Annotated in this window: 17 protein-coding genes and 1 tRNA gene; 11 read left to right on the forward strand and 7 right to left on the reverse strand. The window is 60.0% G+C overall.

All coding sequences use genetic code 11. From position 1 onward, the window contains the following. Positions 1-7: 7 nt before the first annotated feature. On the reverse strand, positions 8-1,753 hold the full coding sequence (locus tag I6J26_RS04170) for a pyruvate dehydrogenase (protein ID WP_115023556.1): 1,746 nt from the start codon (positions 1,751-1,753) through the stop codon (positions 8-10). A 172-nt stretch (positions 1,754-1,925) separates the two neighbouring features. Here I6J26_RS04170 and I6J26_RS04175 point away from each other — a divergent pair, with 172 nt between their 5' ends. Both I6J26_RS04175 and I6J26_RS04180 read left to right on the forward strand, forming a co-directional pair. Then, positions 1,926-3,428, forward strand: coding sequence for an MFS transporter (locus tag I6J26_RS04175; protein ID WP_115023558.1), 1,503 nt, complete (start codon positions 1,926-1,928; stop codon positions 3,426-3,428). Continuing rightward, entirely contained in the window at positions 3,412-3,939 is a 528-nt protein-coding gene (locus I6J26_RS04180) for a TetR/AcrR family transcriptional regulator (RefSeq protein ID WP_115023560.1), read from the forward strand. Before I6J26_RS04175 ends, I6J26_RS04180 begins: the two co-directional genes overlap by 17 nt. A gap of 19 nt (positions 3,940-3,958) precedes the next feature. Here the strand turns inward: I6J26_RS04180 and I6J26_RS04185 are convergent. Then, a tRNA-Thr gene (locus I6J26_RS04185) sits at positions 3,959-4,031 on the reverse strand. Positions 4,032-4,217: 186 nt separating this feature from the next. On the opposite strand from I6J26_RS04185, the gene thrE reads away from it, so the two are divergent. Genes thrE through otsB form a run of 5 tightly spaced genes read left to right on the forward strand, consistent with a single transcriptional unit; the run spans position 4,218 to position 8,990 of the window. Continuing rightward, entirely contained in the window at positions 4,218-5,894 is a 1,677-nt protein-coding gene (thrE, locus tag I6J26_RS04190; protein ID WP_115023562.1) for a threonine/serine exporter ThrE, read from the forward strand. Positions 5,895-5,944: 50 nt separating this feature from the next. Beyond that, positions 5,945-6,292 carry a hypothetical protein gene (locus I6J26_RS04195; protein WP_115023564.1) on the forward strand — a complete coding sequence of 116 codons (348 nt, stop codon included), beginning with the start codon at positions 5,945-5,947 and terminating at the stop codon, positions 6,290-6,292. A gap of 2 nt (positions 6,293-6,294) precedes the next feature. Next, complete coding sequence (locus I6J26_RS04200) at positions 6,295-7,710, forward strand: alpha,alpha-trehalose-phosphate synthase (UDP-forming) (RefSeq protein ID WP_115023566.1); 1,416 nt, start codon at positions 6,295-6,297, stop codon at positions 7,708-7,710. Beyond that, the gene (locus I6J26_RS04205; protein WP_115023568.1) at positions 7,710-8,213 is read left to right on the forward strand and encodes a hypothetical protein; all 504 of its coding nucleotides are present in this window, start codon (positions 7,710-7,712) and stop codon (positions 8,211-8,213) included. The genes I6J26_RS04200 and I6J26_RS04205 overlap by 1 nt, the downstream gene beginning before the upstream one ends. A 30-nt stretch (positions 8,214-8,243) precedes the next feature. Further along, positions 8,244-8,990, forward strand: coding sequence for a trehalose-phosphatase (otsB, locus tag I6J26_RS04210; protein WP_115023570.1), 747 nt, complete (start codon positions 8,244-8,246; stop codon positions 8,988-8,990). 37 nt (positions 8,991-9,027) lie between these two features. Here otsB and I6J26_RS04215 read toward each other — a convergent pair whose 3' ends face one another. Further along, complete coding sequence (locus I6J26_RS04215; protein WP_115023572.1) at positions 9,028-10,122, reverse strand: LacI family DNA-binding transcriptional regulator; 1,095 nt, start codon at positions 10,120-10,122, stop codon at positions 9,028-9,030. Between the two features lie 73 nt (positions 10,123-10,195). Between I6J26_RS04215 and I6J26_RS04220 the strand changes: the two genes are divergently transcribed. The 4 genes from I6J26_RS04220 to I6J26_RS04235 are packed head-to-tail and all read left to right on the forward strand — an operon-like array spanning position 10,196 to position 13,774. After that, positions 10,196-11,329 carry a metal ABC transporter solute-binding protein, Zn/Mn family gene (locus I6J26_RS04220; protein ID WP_115023574.1) on the forward strand — a complete coding sequence of 378 codons (1,134 nt, stop codon included), beginning with the start codon at positions 10,196-10,198 and terminating at the stop codon, positions 11,327-11,329. Beyond that, the gene (locus I6J26_RS04225) at positions 11,330-12,031 is read left to right on the forward strand and encodes a metal ABC transporter ATP-binding protein (RefSeq protein ID WP_115023576.1); all 702 of its coding nucleotides are present in this window, start codon (positions 11,330-11,332) and stop codon (positions 12,029-12,031) included. After that, on the forward strand, positions 12,009-12,962 hold the full coding sequence (locus I6J26_RS04230; RefSeq protein WP_181815400.1) for a metal ABC transporter permease: 954 nt from the start codon (positions 12,009-12,011) through the stop codon (positions 12,960-12,962). Before I6J26_RS04225 ends, I6J26_RS04230 begins: the two co-directional genes overlap by 23 nt. An 11-nt stretch (positions 12,963-12,973) precedes the next feature. Next, a complete protein-coding gene (locus tag I6J26_RS04235; protein WP_042532290.1) occupies positions 12,974-13,774 on the forward strand; it encodes an alpha/beta hydrolase family esterase in 801 nt (266 codons plus the stop codon). 142 nt (positions 13,775-13,916) lie between these two features. On the opposite strand, the gene I6J26_RS04240 is transcribed toward I6J26_RS04235, so the two are convergent. The 4 genes from I6J26_RS04240 to I6J26_RS04255 all read right to left on the reverse strand — a co-directional run bounded on the left by I6J26_RS04240 (position 13,917) and on the right by I6J26_RS04255 (position 17,458). Then, positions 13,917-14,393, reverse strand: a complete 477-nt coding sequence (locus tag I6J26_RS04240) for a response regulator transcription factor (RefSeq protein ID WP_147279346.1) — start codon at positions 14,391-14,393, stop codon at positions 13,917-13,919. Positions 14,394-14,536: 143 nt separating this feature from the next. After that, complete coding sequence (gene ccmA, locus I6J26_RS04245; RefSeq protein WP_042532294.1) at positions 14,537-15,163, reverse strand: heme ABC exporter ATP-binding protein CcmA; 627 nt, start codon at positions 15,161-15,163, stop codon at positions 14,537-14,539. Positions 15,164-15,166: 3 nt separating this feature from the next. Next, positions 15,167-17,152: a hypothetical protein gene (locus tag I6J26_RS04250; protein ID WP_115023580.1), complete on the reverse strand. Its 1,986-nt coding sequence runs from the start codon at positions 17,150-17,152 to the stop codon at positions 15,167-15,169. A 6-nt stretch (positions 17,153-17,158) separates the two neighbouring features. After that, positions 17,159-17,458 (reverse strand): lactococcin 972 family bacteriocin, encoded by a 300-nt coding sequence (locus I6J26_RS04255; protein ID WP_309473134.1) that lies wholly within the window; start codon positions 17,456-17,458, stop codon positions 17,159-17,161. Positions 17,459-17,486 lie beyond the last annotated feature (28 nt).

Raw genomic sequence — 17,486 nt, forward strand, 5'->3', positions numbered from 1 at the left:
TCACACGCTAGAAGTCCTGCGGACGCGGGATGTTGCGCAGGTTGGACTTCGCCATGCTGAGCATCTGGCCCACGCCGCCGTCAAACACGGTGCGGGTAGCTGCCTTGGAGAAGCCCATGAGCTGCTCGAAGGTGAGCGTCGGCGGGAGGGAGAGGGCGTTGGGGTCGGTGACGACGTCGATAAGCGCAGGCCCCTCATAAGCCAAGGCCTCCTTAATAAGGCGCGGCGCGTCCTTCGGATCCTCAATGCGGAAATGCTTGATACCTGCCGCTTCGGCGATCTGGGCGAAGTTGACGTGCTCGTGGTCGGTCTCGTGTTCTGGGAGGCCCTGGACCAGCATTTCCAGCTTGACCATGCCGAGGGAAGAGTTGTTGAAGACGACGGTCTTCAGCGGCAGGTTATGCAGCTTCACGGTGAGCAGCTCACCCATGAGCATGGAGAGACCACCGTCGCCGGAGAAGCTGATGACCTGGCGGCCCGGGTTCGCGGCTTGAGCACCAATGGCCATGGGCAGGGCGTTAGCCATGGTGCCGTGGCGGAAAGAGCCAATCTGCTCACGCTGACCATTGGGGGTGATGTAGCGCGCGCCCCACACGTTGCACATGCCGGTATCGACGGTGAAGATGGCGTCCTCATCAGCCTCCTTGTCGATGAGGTCCGCGATGTACTCCGGGTGAATCGGGGTGTGCTTCTCCACACCGGAGGTGTAGGCCTCCACGACGTGCTCAAGCTTGTCGTAGTGCTTCTTGAGCATCGTGTCGAGGAAGGAGCGGTCCTTCTTCTCGTCGACGTGCGGCAGAATGTTCTCGATGGTAGCCGCCACGTCACCGGTCACCGGGTACTTGATGCGGGTGCGGCGGCCGATGTGGGAACCATCGATGTCGACCTGCGCCACGTTGGCATCGGGCAGGAAATCGTTGTACGGGAAGTCCGTGCCCAGGAGGATGAGAAGGTCGGCCTCGTGGGTAGCCTCGTGGGCCGCACCGTAGCCAAGGAGGCCGGACATGCCGACGTCGAAGGGGTTGTCGTACTGGATGTACATCTTGCCGCCCAGGGCGTGGCCGATGGGCGCCTTAATCTTTTCCGCGAGGGCCAGGACCTGCTCGCGCGCGTTCTTGACACCGGCGCCGACGAAGAGGGCGACGGTTTTGGCCTCATTAATGGCCTGGGTCAGCGCAGCGGCCTCGGCTGGGTCCGGGTAGACAATGGGACGTCCTGCGGAGATAGCCGAGGAAGTAAAGGTGTCATCCTCTGCCTCTTGCATGGAGACGTCACCGGGGATAACGAGGACGGAGACGCCGTTGCCCGCCATGGTGGACTGGATGGCGTGGTGCAAGACAACGCCTCCCTGCTCAGCAGAGTTCACCATTTCGCAGTAGCCGGAGCACTCCTGGAAGATGGCCTCCGGGTGGGTTTCCTGGAAGAACTTCGAGCCGATCTGGCGCGATGGGATGTGGCTAGCAATGGCGAGGACCTTGGCGCCGTTGCGGTGGGCGTCGTAAAGCCCCTGGATAAGGTGCGTATTACCCGGGCCGCAGGAGGCAGCACACACGGCCAGCTTGCCGGTGGTGAGAGAATCCGCCTCCGCGGCGAAGGCGGCGGCCTCCTCATTGCGGACGTGGACCCACTCAATAGAGGAGCGGCGCACCGCATCCACGATGGGGTTAAGGGAGTCACCCACAAGGCCGTAAATGCGCTCGACGCCTTGGGCCTCGAGCATCTCGACGAGTTGTGCAGCATATGTGCGTGCCATGAAGTCTTCCTCTCTAACGTTTGTTGTGAACAGAACCCCAGTGTTGCTCTAACAGAGCCGGTTTCGCCACATTAAAGCTAGATTCTCACGTAAAAATTCCTTTGTGACCTCAACAACAAAACCCTTTGCGTAGAATTGAAACTGTAACGGCCGTTCGGTAGAGTTTCGCAGCATGACTGACACTCAGAACACAGCGTCTGCCGACGCCCTCCGTGCCTCCGCGACGCGCCGCTGGAGCTTCTTTGGAGTCGTGTCCTTAGGTCTGCTCATGATCGGTCTGGACAACTCGATTCTCTACACCGCACTACCGGAGCTTTCCGAACAACTCCACGCCACCTCCCTGCAGCAGCTGTGGATCATCAACGCCTATGCCCTGATGCTCGCCGGCCTCCTTTTGGGCACCGGCACGTTGGGCGACAAAATTGGGCATCGCCGAATGTTTGTCATTGGTCTATGGATTTTCGGTGCGGCGTCGTTGACAGCAGCACTCGCGCCCGGCGCGTGGGAGTTGGTCGCCGCCCGCGCCTTTCTGGGGCTTGGTGCCTCCATCATGATGCCCGCCACGTTGGCTCTTATCCGCCTGACCTTCGAGGATGAGATCGAACGCAACACCGCGATTGGCATTTGGGGCTCCATTGCCGTCGTCGGTGCCGCAGCTGGCCCGACCGTGGGCGGCTTCTTGCTGGAGCACTTCTGGTGGGGGTCGGTCTTTTTAGTCAACGTGCCCATCGTCATCATCGCGCTTGTACTCACCGCGTTTCTCGCGCCGCCGAACGTGGCGAATCCCGCCAAGCACTGGGACGCTTTGTCCTCGTTGTATGCGCTGATGACGTTGGCATCCCTCGTTCTCGTCATCAAGTCTGTAGCCAGCTCCCACCTCAACGCCATGCTCATCGGCGGCGCGCTCGCTATCTGCCTCGTGGGCGCCGTTCTGTTTACGCGCCGCCAAGACAGGCTGGAGGATCCCCTCCTCACCTTCGATATCTTCCGCTCCCCTATCTTCACGGGAGGTGTACTTGCCGCAGCGGGCGCCATGTTTGGCATGGCGGGCCTGGAGATGACCACAACACAAAAGCTTCAGCTCGTCGACCTGTACTCACCTTTGCATGCCGGCCTCATCATCTCCATCATCGCGCTGGCAGCACTGCCCATGTCTGCCCTGGGTGGTGCAAACCTGCACCGTTGGGGTTTCCTGCCGATTATTGCCGGCGGCTTCCTCTTCATGGCGGGAGGCATCGGCTGCACCGTGTGGGGCGGGCACCGCGAACTCTTCCCTGCCTACTTGGCGGGGCTCTTCCTCACCGGTGTGGGCGCGGGCCTTGTCATGTCAGTATCCTCCACCGCCATCATCGGTGCGGCCCCGGCGTCGCACTCCGGTATGGCCGCGGGCGTGGAGGAGGTCTCCTATGAATTCGGTACGCTGCTGTCCATCGCGGTGACGGGCTCGCTCGTACCATTGCTGTTCACGCGCGGCCTCCCTGAAGACATCCAGGAGCTAGGTATGGAGGCGCTGTACACACCGGAGCTTGCCGGAGTATCCTCCAGCGCCTATACCCACGCCTACCTCAGCACCGCCGCCGGGCTCGCCGTGGTGATGCTCATCTTCGCCGCAGTAACCGGATGGTGTTTCCGCACTAACCCGACATCTGGAGGTGCCGATGCCCCGCATCAGTAAAAAGATCGAAACGCTCGACATGGCGCTCGCGATCATCGAGAAGGAGGGCGTACATGCGCTGACCTACGATTCCCTCGCCACGGCGACCGGCATGAGCAAGTCCGGACTCATCTACCACTTCCCTACCCGGCACCAGCTGCTCATTGATTGTCATACGCTCTGCGCGGAGCGCTGGGAAGAGGAACTCATCCGCCTCTCCGGCGGCAAGACCGCAGATCAACTCACCGAACGTCAGCGCTACCGCGCGGCCATCGAATCGATGGGCAAGAATGACCCGCTCATTGAACTCCTCATGTCCATCCACGCGCAGTCGCATCCGGACTTTCAGGGGGTATGGAGGGACGTCGATAAGCGCTGGCTCCCTGACCCCGCCACGGCGGACGAGTCCGTCCTGTTAGCGTCGGTCATTGCGAACGGGCTGTGGGTACATGATCACCTCACCGAACGCCCCCTGCCGCCACGCCGGCGCCGTGCGCTTATCGACGTCGCCCTCAACCACCTCGCCGAATAGCGTGCGGCCGAACAAAATGAGCTGGAGACGAGACTTGAACTCGCAACCTACGCATTACAAGTGCGTTGCGCTACCAATTGCGCCACTCCAGCACCGCGGATGATCCGCTAGGGGAATCGTACCCGAGTCCACCCCGAAGACGGAAAGCCGGGGTCTCTATGCTGCACAGGAGCGTGCGCCGCGCCACACTAAAAGCACTGGCAGGTGCATAATTCGGCGGCAGTTACTAAAGTGCTGATTTACCGAACCCAGAAATGTTGTTGAGGTCTGACTTTTCCGTGTCTGTTCTTTCTTCGCTTCGCCAGCGCTTGCGCGATGGCTCGGCGCACGTCGCCACCATCGACGCCGCCAAAGCTGCCCCGCCGCCCTCCCCGCTTGCCCCGGTTGATCTCACCGACCCAGCCCAGGTCACGGGTGTTATGGAGATTGCCGCGCGCGTCGGTGAGATTCTCATCGCAGCCGGCACGGCGAATACGGATGCCCAGGCGCAGATCCACCTTGTGGCCTCCTCCTATGGTCTGCACTACTGCCACGTGTCGATTCTGCTTAACACCATCACGATTCACACCGCGATTGGCACCGGAACAAACCGTCGTAACCTGCACGTATTCCGCGTCGCGCCGAGTATTGCGGTGGACTTCACCAAGTTGTCCGCGGTAGACCGCCTCATTCGCTCTATCCATTCGGGTGCCACTCCGCCGTCGATGGCGGAAAAGATTCTCGATGATATCGATGCGATGAAGAACCCGTACTCGAAGAAAACCATCGTGAGCGCCTGGGGCGCTATGGGTGGTTTCATTGCCGTGATGCTGGGCGGTGACCTGCTCGTCGGCGTGGTCACGTTCCTCATCTCGGCGCTCATTATGGGCACGAACATGTTCTTGGCCCAGTACCGCCTACCGCCCTTCTATCAGAACCTCGTGGGCGGCCTCTTGGCGGTTGTTCCGGCGGCGATCTTGTACAACGTGTTTGCGCAGTTCGGCATCCAGATGCTGCCCTCACAGATCATTGGTTCGGGCATTATCGTCCTCGTGGCTGGCCTGACGCTGGTGCAGTGTTTGGTGGATGGCATCACGCGCGCGCCGGTGACGTCCTCCGCGAAGTTCTTTGAGGCCCTCATGTCCACCGGCGCCATTATCGCCGGTGTGGGCCTGGGTATCCAGATAGCCGGCTGGCTGGGCTTTAGCCTACCGCCCTTGGCCACGTTGGCGCCGCCCGTCTACCACCAGATTCCGCTGCTCGTGGTGTGCGGTGGAATCGGCTCGGCGGGTTTTGCGCTGGCGCTGGGTGCGTCGTGGACAGAGGTCGCCATCTCCGGATTGACGGCCGCGGCAGGTTTGGTCTTTTACTATTCCGTCGTCGTGCCTTTTGGTGTAGGCACGGTGGTGGCCTCGGGTATTTCGGCAGTGGCCGTGGGCCTGGCCGGTGGTTTGCTCTCCCGCCGCTACATGATGCCGCCGCTTATCACGATGATTGTGGGCTACACGCCCATGCTTCCGGGTCTCACGTTGTACCGCGGCATGTATGCCACGCTCAACGAGCAAATCATCACCGGCGTAACCAACCTGGCCAGCGCTATGGCCATCGCCGGCGCGCTAGCAGCTGGCGTGGTCTTTGGTGAACGCGTGGCTCGTCGCCTGCGCCGCCCGAAGTACTTCCGCCCCTACACCGCCTTCAAGCGCCTGGGCACCTTCTCCTTCGCCCGTGCCACGCGCCTGGCACAGCGCGCCCGCATCCCGCGCGTGCCTATGTCACCCTTCGCCCCTCGTCACAACCTGCCGGCTCCGCCACCGCAGTATGGTCCGAAGCCACCGACCCCGGCGCAGCAGGCTCGCTTCCAGCAGGGCGATGCGGTCACCGATATGTGGCCTGCCACCACCCAATTTCCTGCGCAGCGCCCCACCTACACGGTGCCAGGCAAAGACGCCCCCACCACCCCGCCGGCCGAGCAATAGCGTAGAATAGCCGGTCTGAAAGCTTTCACACTTCATTCCAGGAGGACTCCGTGCCACCCAAGGTCACAGACACTCAGCCTGCCGCTGATCAGACTCATGCCGTCGAGGAAGAGACCGCCCGCGCCGCGCGCCGCGTCGTTGCTACCTACGCCGAGGATTTCCTGGACGGCGTGACGCTCATGTCGATGTTGGGCGTCGAACCAGAGGGCCTGGTTCACAGCAAGGTACTGGCAGAGCACGAAGACGCCGCGCCGAAGAAATCCACGAAGAAGGCGACCAAGAAGGCCTCGAAGAAGTCCACAAAGAAGGCCACCAAGAAGTCGACGAAGAAGGCGACTAAGAAGTCCACGAAGAAGGCAACGAAAAAGGCCACCAAGAAGACCACTAAGAAGGCCTAAGTATGCCCGGGCGCTCCACTAGCTTCGTCGTCGTGGCCAACCGCCTGCCGGTGGACCTCGAGACCAGCCCAGACGGCACCCGCACGTGGAAGGCCTCTCCGGGCGGGCTCGTCACCGCGCTCTCCCCGGTCTTGGAGAAACACCAAGGCTGCTGGGTGGGCTGGCCGGGCGTGGCCGATGAAGCCCCAGAACCCTTCACCACGGACAAAGGGGTCTTGCTCCACCCGGTGCGCCTAACCCAGGATGATTACGAAGCCTTCTACGAGGGCTTTTCCAATGCCACGCTGTGGCCTCTGTACCACGATCTCATCGTCACACCCATCTATAACCGCGACTGGTGGGACGCGTATCGCGATGTCAATTTGCGGTTTGCCCACGAAGTCGCTGCCGTTGCCGCAGAGAACGCCACGGTGTGGGTACAGGACTATCAGCTGCAGCTGGTGCCGGGGATTGTGCGTCAGCTGCGCCCAGACCTCACCGTTGGTTTCTTCCTGCACATTCCTTTCCCCTCCCCTGATCTCTTCCGTCAGTTGCCATGGCGTGAAGAATTAGTGCGCGGGCTTCTCGACGCCTCCCTGATCGGCTTCCACCTCGAATCCAACGCCCGCAACTTCCTCGAACTCGCCCGCACCCAGGGCCTTGAAGTCGAAGGCGAGGTAAGCACTCGCGACGTCACCGCCCACATCACCACAAACAGTGGGCATTCCGTGGGCGTGGCTGCCTTCCCGATTTCCATTGCGGCGGGTGAGTTCGGACGTGAGGATGATGAGGGGGACGTCGCTCAGCTCCGCGCCGAATTGGGCAATCCGAAGCGCGTCATTTTGGGCGTGGACCGCCTGGATTATACGAAGGGTATTTTGCAGCGTCTCACCGCGTTTGAGGAGCTGCTCGAAACAGGCGCGCTGGACCCAGCAGAGGTAACGCTGGTGCAGCTGGCCACACCCTCGCGGGAGCGCATTGACCACTACCGCGCCACACGCTCCAAGGTGGAGGAAGCCGTCGGCCGCATTAACGGGCGTTTTAGCCAGCTCGGCCGGCCGGTGGTGCACTATCAACACCGCTCCGTACCCAAAGACGTGCTGCGCGGCTACTACCGCTTGGCGGATATCATGCTGGTCACGCCGTTCAAGGACGGTATGAACCTCGTGGCCAAGGAGTACGTGGCCTCTCATAGCGATGGTTCGGGCGCACTCGTGCTTTCTGAGTTTGCTGGTGCCGCGGTGGAGTTGACGCAGGCGAACCTGTGTAACCCCTTCGATATTGAGTCCATCAAACGTGCGCTGCTTTCGGCGGTCAGGGCCCTTGATGAGTCCCCAGAACTCATGCGCGAGAACATGCTGGCAATGAACCGCCAGGTTCGTGAACATGACATCGCGTTGTGGTCGGATTCCTTCCTCGGCGCACTGAAGGAGGCGTGATGCGCAGATTATCTATGGCGCTCGTGGCGCTGTGCTTGGCCGCGCTTCCTGCCTGCGGGTCCGCTGAGGAGGAACCTACTCCGCGGGGTGATGAGAGGGTCATCGGCAAGCAGTGGCAAGTTACGAACCTGTACACCACTCCGGAAGCACCATCGGCCATCGCGCCGGATACGGCGCAGGTTCCGCACATGAGCTTCGGTGAGCATACCGTGGTGGGCTCGACGGGATGCGTGCCGTTTACCGCTGAGGTGTCTTTTACCGAGGGAGGCAAGGACTCCACGATTTGGGAGGCCGACGGCATGCACGTGGATAAGGTCGACTACGAATCGGTGCCGTCGGACGAGGACTGTACGGGGTCGGTACTGTGGGCGGACAAGCTGCTGCGCACCCTCATCGCGCAGGGTCATGACTTTGATTTTGCGCTGAACCACAACAACCAACTGGTGTTGACGCTGCGCACAGACAAGGTGGATTCCCCCATTATTCGGATGGCCTCGCTCTAGGACTAGGGCTTTAGGGCTAGGGTGGGCTCCATGATGGATGCTCTTGCCTCAACCGCGCACCTCGCGGTGGTGTCCGATTTTGACGGCACGCTCGCCGGTTTCGCCACGCGCCCAGACGCCGTCCAGCCGGAGAAGCGCTCTCTCGACGCCCTTGCGTCGCTTGCGCAGCTGCCCGACACCACAGTGGCGGTGCTCTCGGGCCGCCACCTCGATGGGCTCAAGCACGTGTGTCCGCTGCGTGAGCCGGTCCTCATGGGTGGCTCACATGGTGCGGAATCCTCGTGGGAGGAATCCCCGCTGACCCCGGAGATGAAAGCGCACCTAGCAAAGAAAGAGGCGGAGATTGAGGAGATCATCGCCCGCCATCCCGGCGCGGAGCTGGAGGTCAAACCTTTCCAGCGTGTGCTGCACTTGCGCGCTCTAGAGTTGCAGAACCCCGCTGCTGCCGCCGCGGCGTATGAGGAGGGATTGGCCTTAAGCGCGGATGGATTCCCCAAGACTGCCGGCAAGTGCGTTGTGGAGTTTTCCGCCACGCAGGCAACAAAAGGCACGTGGATTAAGACCTTGCGCGAGCGCGTCGGCGCTACGGCCATGGTCTTTCTAGGTGATGACACGACCGACGAGGACGGTTTCGCAGTGCTCAACCAGCCGCCAGACCTCGGCGTGAAGGTGGGCGAGGGAGATACCTTGGCCACGCATCGAGTCGCGGATGTGGTTGCGGTGTCGGAGTTTCTGGAAGAGCTCGCGGCCGCCCGCGCGGCACACGTTCCACGTTAATGGCCCGCGCCGTGCCCCTTACCTGTGTCTCGGCTTCTTAGGCCGGGGGCCCGACGGTACGGCCGGCGTGGAACGTTGTGTTCAGCACCTTGCGGGGCGGCTCCTGCGGCGGGGTACTTGGGCGACTGATGAGGTCGGCGAGCATATTTCCCGCGGCCGCGCCTTTCGCTTTGTTGGGCTGCACGACGGTGCTCAAACCCACGGCTAAGGCTGGGGCGATGCCATCGAAGCCGGTAACAGACAACTGCGAAGGCACGGCGATGCCGTGGTCGCGCGCATAAGCCAGCACACCCAGCGCCATTGAGTCCGTCGTGCACAGCACTGCAGTAAGCTCCGGATGCTCGGTGAGCAATTCCTCCGCGGCAGCGTAGGCCGTGCGGGAATCATTAATGTGCCGGGTAACCACGGGAATCGACTCCGGAGAAAGACCAGCTTCCTGAAAGACGTCCAAGGCTCCCAGAACGCGTGAGCGCTGCACGTGCATATCGGCGGCCGCCAGCTGCTCGGGAGATACGAAACCGTCGAGACGCTCGCGGTGCAGGCGGATGGTGAGGATGCCGATGTGGGTATGGGAGGCGTCGATAAGCGCGCGCGCTGCTGGAGCAATGGCAGCCCTGTCATCGATACCCACGAAGGGCAAGCCAGAATCCGTGGGCTGGTCACAGACCACGACCGGCAGCCCGCGCCGTCGCACGGCCTCAAGATAAGCATCACCCGCAGCCACGGAATACACCACGAACCCGTCCACAGCAGCGGAGCCGACGAGTTGGCCTGCGCGAGCGTCATCGGACGCGCCCACCGTATCGGGACCAGCCGGAATGAGGGTCAGCGTCGTGCTCGCGCCCGCGGAGGCCTCCGCCATGCCGGCAAGGAAGTCAACGGATGCCATGTCCTCGAAGGCATAGGACAGGTGCTCAGTGAGCAGCACCCCCACCGAGCCTTGGCGGCGCGTGCGCAGGCTGCGCGCGGTGGGGTCTGGGCCGACGTAACCGCGGGCGGCGGCTGCGGCCAGGATGCGCTCACGGGTGGCAGGTGCCAGCTGGTCAGGGCGGTTATACGCGTTGGACACCGTGGTGCGGGAAACCCCGAGTTCGGCGGCGAGCGAGGCCAGCGTGGTGCTGCGAATGGACATGCCGGTAACCTTACCCGTTTTCAACCCATTATCATTTGACAACAATTTTCACTAGACCGTTAGAATGAAGACCATGACTACATCGCTCTCACGCCATGCTTGGCACCGACCCACCGCTCTCCTTTTCACCGCCGTCCTCGGCGCTGCATCGCTGACCGCCTGCTCCTCTGGTGGCGACAACGCCGACGGTGGCGCGGGGGCCGGAAGCGATAAGGAGACCATCCACGTCGTCGCCTCGACGTCGATCTGGGCTGATGTGGCGCAAGCAGTGGTCGATACCGCGAAGACCGACGTCAACATCGATGTCAAGGCTATCGTCACCGGCAATGACGTGGACCCGCACCACTTCGAGCCGACCGCAGCCGACATCGCCCGTGCTAACGAAGCCGATGTCATCATTGCCGGCGGCGGTGGCTATGATGCCTGGCTCTACCAGGCCGTGAAGAACCAGGACGATATCATCCACGCCCTGCCCCTCACTGAACATTCGCACGACCATGACGACCATGACCACGGGCATGAGCATGAGCACGGCGACCATGACCACGGACATGAGCATGACCACGCTCATGACGAGCACGCACACGAAGAGGGCCTCGACCACGCTCATGACGAGCATGCCCACGAGCACGGCCATGACCATGACGCCGAGACCGTAAGCATGGACGAGGCCAAGAAGATTGCCGCCGAGCACCCGGAGAAAATAACCAATATCGAGGGCAATGAGCACGTCTGGTACGACGCCGCCGCCATCGAGAAAGTCGCCACCGAGGTCGCGGCCATGGTCAACAAGACCAACCCGGATGCCAAGGCAACCGCGAACCCGCTGCTGAAGAGGGTGGAGAAGATTAAGGCGCGCGTCGAGAAGCTGCCCACGAAGAACTACGCGCAGACCGAGCCGATTGCGGACTACATCATGAAGTACACCGACAGCACCGACGTCACCCCGGAGGGCTACCGCAAGGCCACCGTTGCCGAGGGCGAGCCGAGTGCCGCTGACCTAGCGAGCTTCCTCGAGGCCATCACCAACGGCGAGGTGGACCTGCTCATCTTCAACCCGCAAACCGAAACCGACATGACCCAGCGCATCCGACAGGCCGCCGAGGACAAGGACATCCCGGTCGTCGAGATTGGAGAGACCCCGCCGGAGAACACCAACTTCCTTGACTACTACGAGGAAGCCGTCAGCGCTCTCGAGGCCGCTTAAGTGCTTGTCTCCTTTCACAATGCCGCAGTGGAACCACTGTGGTCGGAGCTGAATCTCGCCGTGGACCGCGGCGAGTTCATCGCCGTTTTGGGGCCCAACGGTGTGGGGAAATCGACGCTACTCGGAACCATCCTGGGAACGCGGAAGCTCACGACGGGCACGGTGGACGTCGATTGTCGCGTGGGTTTCATCCCCCAACAGCGCATGTTCCCCGCTGACCTCCCGCTGCGCGCCCGCGACCTCGTGTCCCTCTCCTTGGCACACGGCGCTTTCCGACGCCGCCGCCCACCCCACCACCGCGTCGACGCACTGCTGGAGGAAGTCGGCGCAACGGGCATAGCGGATCGGCGCGTGGGCCAGCTCTCCGGCGGCCAGCAACAGCTCGTCCGCCAGGCGCAAGCCCTCGCCAACGACCCAGAGCTCATCCTCGCCGACGAACCACTCTTGTCGCTGGATCCGGGGCGGCAGCAGGCGACCGTCGAGAAGCTCAATGCGTGGCGTCACGAGCGCGGCACCTCCATCCTCTTCGTCACCCACGGCATCAATCCCGTGCTGGGTGTGGTGGACAAGGTGCTCTACCTCGCGCCCAACGGGCACATGTTCGGCACGGTGGATGAGGTCATGCGCTCGGAGGTGCTCTCGGAGCTGTACGGCTCGTCCGTGAAGGTCCTCAACGTCGATGGGAGGCTCATCGTTGTCTAAGTTCCTCGAGGATACTCAGTATTTGCTGGGCGTCGATTTCGTACAGGATGCACTCATCGCCTGCGCACTCCTGGGCATCCTGTCAGGCGTAATGACCTCGCTCATCGTGCTGCGCCAGATGTCTTTTTCCGTGCATGCCACCTCGGAGCTCGCGCTCATGGGTGCCGCCGCAGCGCTGTTGTTCGGCCTCAACATCGGTTTCGGCGCCATTGCCGGTGCCATCGTCGCCGCCATCATCCTGGCTGTGCTGGGACTCAAAGGCCAGCAAGACAGCGCCATCGGTGTGGTCATGAGCTTTGGGCTGGGCCTCTCAGTGTTGTTCCTGCATCTCTACCCTGGCAATGCCAACACGGCGATGACGCTGCTGACCGGCCAAATCGTCGGCGTGTCCTCGGCGTCGGTGTGGCTGCTCGCGGCCACGACCGCCATCATTGTCGCGGCGGTCACCATCCTGTGGCGCCCCCTACTCTTTGCTTCCGCGGACCCCGTCATGGCGCAGGCAGCGGGCGTGCCGGTGAAAGCCCTCTCCGTGGTCTTCGCAGTTCTCGTCGGTTTGACCGCCGCGCAGTCGGTGCAGATCGTCGGCTCGCTGCTCGTCATGGCTTTGCTCATCACGCCGGGCGCGGCGGCAGTGCAGATTACCTCCTCCCCGCTGCGCGCGGTGGTGTGGGCAACCATCTTCGCGGAGGTCTCCGCCGTGGGAGGGTTTATTCTGTCGCTAGCGCCGGGCCTGCCGGTGTCGGTCTTCGTGACCACTATTTCTTTTGTCATTTACCTGGTTTGCCGTCTAATCGGCTGGCTACGCAACCGCCGCGCGGTTCGCGACGACATCGCCGCCGCCCGCGTCACCAAAGCTCACTTCGAGGGCCGCAGCGATTCGGAAAAGCACCACACCAGCACCCACGACGAGCACTGCGCCCACCCCGACTAAACTTTTGTTCCATGACCATCGTGGAATTTCAGGGATTCAAGCGTAAATACACCGTCGTCGCGCCGGAAGATCCCGGCCCGAACCAGCTGCTTTTCCTCCACGGTTCGCTGCAAAATGGCAGCGTGATGCGGCGCTTTACAAACGGCACTTTTGATGAGCTCGCCGCCCGCACGGGCACGGTGGTTGTCTACCCCGACGGTGTGGATAGGCACTTCAACGACGCCCGCGGGGTACTGCCGGTCAAGGCCCGTGAGCTTGGCATTGACGACGTCGCCTTTCTCCAGCACGTCGCCGCCACCGTGCAGGAGGAATACGGCACGCAGCGCACCTACGCCTGCGGTTATTCCAACGGTGGGCAGATGGTAATACGCCTGCTTTTCGACGCCCCCGGCTTCCTCGACGGCGCCTGCATCTTCGCCTCGACGATGGGCAGCGGCGCTAACCATGCGCCGTCTAATCCCGAGGGCTATAAGCCCACCCCAATTCTCATGATGCACGGCACTGCGGACCCGCTAGCGCCTTATGAAGGCGGCCAAGCTGGCCTCGCGAATAGCTCCCGCGGCGAGGTTACTTCCGCGTTGTGGACTGCGCAGCGCTTCGCCACGATGAACGGTTGCTCTAAGGCCAAGGTAACCCGCCCGTTTTCTGATGTGTCTTTGCACTCCTGGGAAGGTGACAACCCCGTCGAACTGTGGACCATGGAAGGCGTGGGCCACGTCATCCCCTCGGGCAACGGGCTCGACGCGCGCTTGGGCCCGAATACCGATAGCTTCATCGCAGCCCAGGTGGTGGAGGACTTCTTCGGCTTTTAGCCCCGCGGCTCGCCTCCCCCACCACCTACCCAGCCCTGGAAATGCAGCTCTCTGGTGGATTGCAGGGCGTCGGCAAGCGCGTGAAAATGCGAACAGGAGGTCTGGTTTTCCTGCCCTGGGAATTTGCAACAGGATTGGCAGCTCAACCCATAGCGGGTAAGGTTTTGATGGCTAACTGGACTCTGTTCTCTGCAGCAAAGATGTCAAGCAGCTGGGAAACTATTTTCTTGATCATCGGCACAGAAAGATGTGTTTCTTCCGCGATGCCATTATTTGAGTGCCCACATACAATTCCGTTTAGAATTCGAAGCTGAATTGCGGATAGTCGCTCGAGGTTTCGCTGCATATCTGGTTCAGACATTGTCCCAACAACTACGCCGTTTATATCGAAGCAACAACTTAATTTAAGGCCCCCATGGCCGGAGCGAGCTTCCCGGGTAACCACACAATATGCAGACGCGCCCAAATTGATTGCCTTTTGAAGCTTCTCACGCGAATGCTGTGAATAATCCACCAAGTAAATGAAATCGCTGCTCTTTAACTCTTGTATATCCCATACCCAGGTCGCCGAGTCTTTGCGCTCGCACAACACCAGCAATTGCTCCTGTGAGCGAGACAATGCATTCAGCAGCTCCCTTTGAGTGGACGCACATTCAACCTGGGGCCAGAGGAAGTAGCGTCTTAGCTCATCGAGTATCGGTTGCTCATCGTCTCGGATGCCAGCGAGCAGACACGGCATATCCGAGTATTTCAATCGCCACACTAAAGCGTTACCTCGCAGTCTGCTTGGTCGGCTACATGCTTGGAATGCGTCGCGACGACGACAACGGCGCCTTGGTCAGCGAAAGCACGAAGGTGTTCAACAACCAGCTGAGCATTGTCCTCGTCAAGCGCACCGGTTGGCTCGTCCGCCAATACGATTTTGGGCTTGGAAACGAGGATCCTCGCCAAGGCTACTCGTTGTTGTTCGCCGCCCGACAAGCCGCTGACCACACGCTTTTCATAGCCGCGTAAACCAACCTGCGCCAAAGCGCTGTCTAGCGCCTCGTCGAAAGCACGGCGCGAAACGTTACTGGCTGCGAGCTTCACGTTGTCGACAACGGTGAGGTCAGGAACCAAGCCGTAATCTTGAAAAAGATACCCAACGCATTCGCGTCGATACTTGCGCAGTCGACCTGCCGATAGCGATGCAATGTTGTTTCCATCCCACATGATTGAGCCTTTGTCCGGCGAGATCAGACCGCCCAAGAGGTTCAACAGGGTGGTTTTCCCACTTCCGGAGACACCGGTTAATGCAGTCACCCGGCCAGCCGCAAAAGACCGCGTAAGGCCGGAAAGAATCATTTTTCCCTTCACACTGTAGTGAAGGTCTTCAACCTGAATTTCCATATCCTAATTTCCCTCGCTGTCTGTCCAGCGCATTTGATTTCGCGCACTAATCCACAAGGTCAAACCGATTGAAATACACATCCACACGATCGAAAATGCGACGACAGCAAGAACGGTTGCCGTGGACCACCTGTTTTCAAACCCCATCGACCACGTTGATGGATAGTGCGATTCCAGTTGTTCCTTATGCTCGCGCAAACGATACAAAACCCAGCCGATGGTGGTAACGAAAAAGAATAGCTCGGCCAGCAGAATCTTCCTGCACATCTTCCACGGGCTGCGCCCACAAATGAAGGAAACATAGAGCTCTCGCCGGAACGCCACCTGGAAACTGAAAAGCCCCGCGACGATTAACAAGGAAACCAGTAATATCGCTACGACCGTATTTAACGACCAAAGGCTGAATTGATCTTTGGCTTCCTCAAGGGACGATCGCCAGGAATCAGCATGCGGTTGTGCCGTGGCAAGCACCTTGCCCACCGTCCCATCTTTCAGCTCACCAACGACAGTTGGCTCGATGGCAAGGAGGACTTTCTGCGAGGCTTTCGCGAGTAAATTCCGGTCACCGATAGCTTCAAGCCCCACTGGTAACGAGACCACAATGGGGTCATTAATTACTGGCCGCAGCTCAACGTCATAGGAAAAGACTTGCCCAAGCGAACAATCCTCTTTCCAGTTAAAATCTGGAACTTTCTTCTTCGCGAGTTCGGCTTCAAATGCAACGGAGTCAATAATCGTCTGTTTGGATTCTTCACTGAGGGCAACGGGAGCACAAACGGTTACGTCTTCTTCAGAAGGGGAAACACCAGCTTGAACGGCGAACCGATGGTTGCTGAGAATAACCGGGGCTTCCAGTTGAGTCGGCCAGGTAAGCCAAAAAGGATCCGCTAAGAGTAGCTTTCCTTCGCGGTCCGCCTGACGCAAGGGCGCTGCAGCTGCAGCCTGTTCTTTTTCATCCGGAGTGATATTCGAGCTCAGGGCAAACTCTTGCTCATTGGCATGTCCGCTCCAATACGGTTGCAATTCCTCTCGCGCGGACACCTCAGCACCGGTATCAACCACCTGCGAAAGTGCCGTCAGGCTCGTCAAGAGTGCCAATAGCCGGACAGCATACAGTGCGTAGGTAATTGGACGCGCCCGAACCTTGCCTTTGATGGCCTGCGGGATCGAAATATTTCGAACCAATAACTGCCCGAGCACATAGCCCAGCGCCAAACCGACCCATTGGAGCAACACAGAAACGCCGAAAAAGGCCCAAAACAACGTCGCTTCTGCCCAGTCGTTGTAAAGATACAATGCCGCCGCAATAAAAATGATCGCAAGAAAAAATGGTAGCCATGTTTGCTTGGCAAGCCGCGTTACATCAAGCCTTAGCGTCTGCGATAGCTTTAGCCCCAAAAGTCTGTGAATGCCGATTTCGCGAGCCCGCACTAGGCAGTGCCCGCCACCCAACACGAGCGCGAGTAGAAAAGCAGCCGCGACCAACAAAGGCAGCGACGAAGTCATGACGAAACTCCAAGTCAAGTTCTGGAGCCCTATCACGGAATACCCGCGCTCCTCCAACCATGTCGTTAGGTCTCGAGCGTCGTTTTCCGATCCTTTAATGTTAAAAACTTGGCGCGGTTCCTTAGTCGGAATTTCCGACAATGGATACCAAACAAGCTTTTCGCCTCTCTGAAACTTTTGAGACTCAAAGTTAGCTACACCTGAAGGCAGAGCCGAGGAGTAGATTCGCAGCTCACCATCCGAATCAGCTAGCGAGGAGTAATAAATCGATACGTCAAATCCTGAGTCCCCTGCAAATTCAGAAAGCTCAGGAAACAGTGTTTCTGTGTGACTGTCAGGTTTGAAGTCTTCGATCTGGACAAACTCGTTGCCAAGCCGATAATCCAGAGTCGATAAGAGGCTGGCTCCGACAAAGGCAATGAATGCGCTAATAACCGTAGAGAGCAAAATCCCTACGGTTAGTAGTCTGACTGAAGTTTTCATCGAGCCTTAGCAGTGTCGGTAATAGGACTTATTTCCAGAGGGCTTCTTGGGAGCTGTTGCTCGTGACCAAGTGTTTTTGTTGACGCAACCGCTATCCGACTTGAAGGTACCAACAGCAGTTGAACCGTGCCGCACCCCATTGTGAAAGTAGTGCGACCAAACTTGGCCACTACCCGTACCGTAGTCCCACGTGCCGCCATCGATATTTACAATCGTGGCCCCAGCAACACCTGTACCACCCAACGCCAACAAACCTGCGAGAGTTACTGAAACTGCTCGCTTAGACATGCTCACTTTCATAAGCATTCCTTTCTTGAGAAGGATCCGAACTTAT

It is taken from the genome of Corynebacterium minutissimum, from assembly GCF_016889765.1.
Lineage (GTDB): Bacteria > Actinomycetota > Actinomycetes > Mycobacteriales > Mycobacteriaceae > Corynebacterium > Corynebacterium minutissimum_B.

Coding starts and splice junctions, on each gene's coding strand:
- I6J26_RS04175 (WP_115023558.1), top strand. CDS start 1,926: ATGACTGACACTCAGAACACAGCGTCTGCCGACGCCCTCCGTGCCTCC.
- I6J26_RS04235 (WP_042532290.1), top strand. CDS start 12,974: ATGACCATCGTGGAATTTCAGGGATTCAAGCGTAAATACACCGTCGTC.
- I6J26_RS04230 (WP_181815400.1), top strand. CDS start 12,009: ATGGGAGGCTCATCGTTGTCTAAGTTCCTCGAGGATACTCAGTATTTG.
- ccmA (WP_042532294.1), bottom strand. CDS start 15,163: ATGGAAATTCAGGTTGAAGACCTTCACTACAGTGTGAAGGGAAAAATG.
- otsB (WP_115023570.1), top strand. CDS start 8,244: ATGATGGATGCTCTTGCCTCAACCGCGCACCTCGCGGTGGTGTCCGAT.
- I6J26_RS04255 (WP_309473134.1), bottom strand. CDS start 17,458: ATGCTTATGAAAGTGAGCATGTCTAAGCGAGCAGTTTCAGTAACTCTC.
- I6J26_RS04215 (WP_115023572.1), bottom strand. CDS start 10,122: ATGTCCATTCGCAGCACCACGCTGGCCTCGCTCGCCGCCGAACTCGGG.
- I6J26_RS04220 (WP_115023574.1), top strand. CDS start 10,196: ATGACTACATCGCTCTCACGCCATGCTTGGCACCGACCCACCGCTCTC.
- I6J26_RS04170 (WP_115023556.1), bottom strand. CDS start 1,753: ATGGCACGCACATATGCTGCACAACTCGTCGAGATGCTCGAGGCCCAA.
- I6J26_RS04250 (WP_115023580.1), bottom strand. CDS start 17,152: ATGAAAACTTCAGTCAGACTACTAACCGTAGGGATTTTGCTCTCTACG.
- I6J26_RS04200 (WP_115023566.1), top strand. CDS start 6,295: ATGCCCGGGCGCTCCACTAGCTTCGTCGTCGTGGCCAACCGCCTGCCG.
- I6J26_RS04205 (WP_115023568.1), top strand. CDS start 7,710: ATGCGCAGATTATCTATGGCGCTCGTGGCGCTGTGCTTGGCCGCGCTT.
- I6J26_RS04180 (WP_115023560.1), top strand. CDS start 3,412: ATGCCCCGCATCAGTAAAAAGATCGAAACGCTCGACATGGCGCTCGCG.